The 1,666-nt window shown below is 49.7% G+C and carries 3 protein-coding genes; all 3 read right to left on the bottom strand.

Going from position 1 to position 1,666, the window contains the following annotated elements; genetic code table 11:
- Positions 1-215: 215 nt before the first annotated feature.
- The gene (locus tag P8O70_14825; protein ID MDG2198122.1) at positions 216-734 is read right to left on the bottom strand and encodes a GNAT family N-acetyltransferase; all 519 of its coding nucleotides are present in this window, start codon (positions 732-734) and stop codon (positions 216-218) included.
- Positions 703-1,362, bottom strand: coding sequence for a pentapeptide repeat-containing protein (locus P8O70_14820; GenBank protein MDG2198121.1), 660 nt, complete (start codon positions 1,360-1,362; stop codon positions 703-705). Before P8O70_14820 ends, P8O70_14825 begins: the two co-directional genes overlap by 32 nt.
- Positions 1,352-1,666, bottom strand: a 315-nt coding sequence (locus P8O70_14815) for a hypothetical protein (protein MDG2198120.1), incomplete at its 5' end; no start/stop codon positions are given. The genes P8O70_14820 and P8O70_14815, both read right to left, overlap by 11 nt.

Here is a 1,666-nt window from a genome sequence, read left to right as displayed (position 1 = left end):
AGAGCACCTTAATAGGACAACAAGATCCAGACCACACCAAGAATACAGATATCAGGATGTTATGGCTGCGAGTTGTTCATTCTCAAATGGTTCTGATCAGAGAAGCGCTGTACTTGCCTTCCGGGGTTCTTGGGCAAGCACTACATCAGGGCAGGAGTTAATCACTTGAAACCAGGGTCTGCAAATCAAACTATGTGAAGGTTTTAAACGACAGGTCAATCAGGCTGGATGTTGCAACTCATCTCGTAGACGTTCCAATCTGATTTGCTGGCAACTTTGTCATATAGTCTGCGAGCCTGATAGTTGTTATCTCGGGTGATCCAACGGAAAAGGCCCCAGCCTTCCTGAAGGCCAATTCGTTGTAGTTCATCCAGCAGCAATTGACCCACTCCACCACCACGAGTGCTGGGCAGGACAACCAAATCATTCAGAAAGCCGCTATTCTGACAACGCAACGGGCTTGGCATCGCTCGGAAATGAGCCATACCCACGAGTGTAGCTCCTTGAACAGCCTCCAGACCCTGAAGTGGATGTGATGAATCCATCAGCCAACCCCATGTGGTTTGAATACCCGTTTCGGTGAGAGCAACTCGATAGTGTTCTGCATAGACCTGGTAGAGTTCCAACCATTGCTCAAAGTCTACTTCTTTCAGTTCACGGATGAGAGTCATAGGATAGAGCTTGTTGTGTTCGTTGTAGGATTCAATGACAGCCGCCATATTCAATGCGGCCATCTGGCATTACGGTATTGCAGAGCCGGGAGCCGAGCATCAGCGCAAAGTGCATTTCTGCTCCTTGTAGGTCAGCACCATCTAAATCAGCTTCCCGTAAGTCTACTCGATAACAGACAGCTTCCCTCAGGTTGGCCCCTCGTAACTCAGCTCGACGTAGATCCGCGTAGCTCAGATTGGCCTTCTCCAGATTGACGTTCATCATCACTGAACTCTGCAACTCTGCTCTCTCCAGATTGACTGCACGCATGTCTGCTTCATTCAAATCAACATCTTCTAGATCTGCACCCTGAAGTTGTGCTCCCTGCATCGTTGTAAAATCAAGATTGGCTTCCCAAAGATGAGCTCCGCTCAAGTTCGCCCCTTCCAACTGGGCTCCTTCCAAATTGACTTTTTCCATCTTGGCCCCGACCAGATTGACCCCACGGAGATCAGCGTAGCTCAGATCGGCTCGGATCAAGTTGGCATAGCTCAAATCCGCATCGACCAGATCTGCCCCATTTAATTCAGCCCCTCGCAGATCTACACCGGACAGTTGACCTTCTGGACACGCATTTGTTTCACGCAATTGCCGCAAATGAGCGGGATCAAAGTAGGGTAGGGCAGGTGATTCCATATCTTCATTTTCCATTGAGAGACTCCTCGCAGACTGAGATAACTATCTTCAACACCCTCCGCGCACGTTCTTCTGTGACGGTTGCCCGCACTTCCTCCTTGGACAAGATCTTCGAAGATTCTTCTCCAACGTAACGGCTGGGAGTCGAACTCCAGTAGGGACTTGCATCCCCAAACCATCCGGCTGCTTGCCAGCAGGCCCTGACGACTTGTTGCATGTCATCTGATATGTCACCAACTTTGCGCTTCTTCCTGATACGATCAGGATCGTGGTCCGTTAGTGCCCAGTTGACATACTCTACTGCTTTCGACGGTGTTTT

It is taken from the genome of SAR324 cluster bacterium, assembly GCA_029245725.1.
Taxonomy (GTDB): domain Bacteria; phylum SAR324; class SAR324; order SAR324; family NAC60-12; genus JCVI-SCAAA005.
Note: the sequence above shows the minus strand (reverse complement) of the source record. Positions and strands in the feature narration are given on the sequence as shown.

Bases quoted from the DNA above. Each gene is read 5' to 3' on its own strand.
- P8O70_14825 (MDG2198122.1), bottom strand. From the start codon at position 734: ATGGCCGCATTGAATATGGCGGCTGTCATTGAATCCTACAACGAACAC.
- P8O70_14820 (MDG2198121.1), bottom strand. From the start codon at position 1,362: ATGGAAAATGAAGATATGGAATCACCTGCCCTACCCTACTTTGATCCC.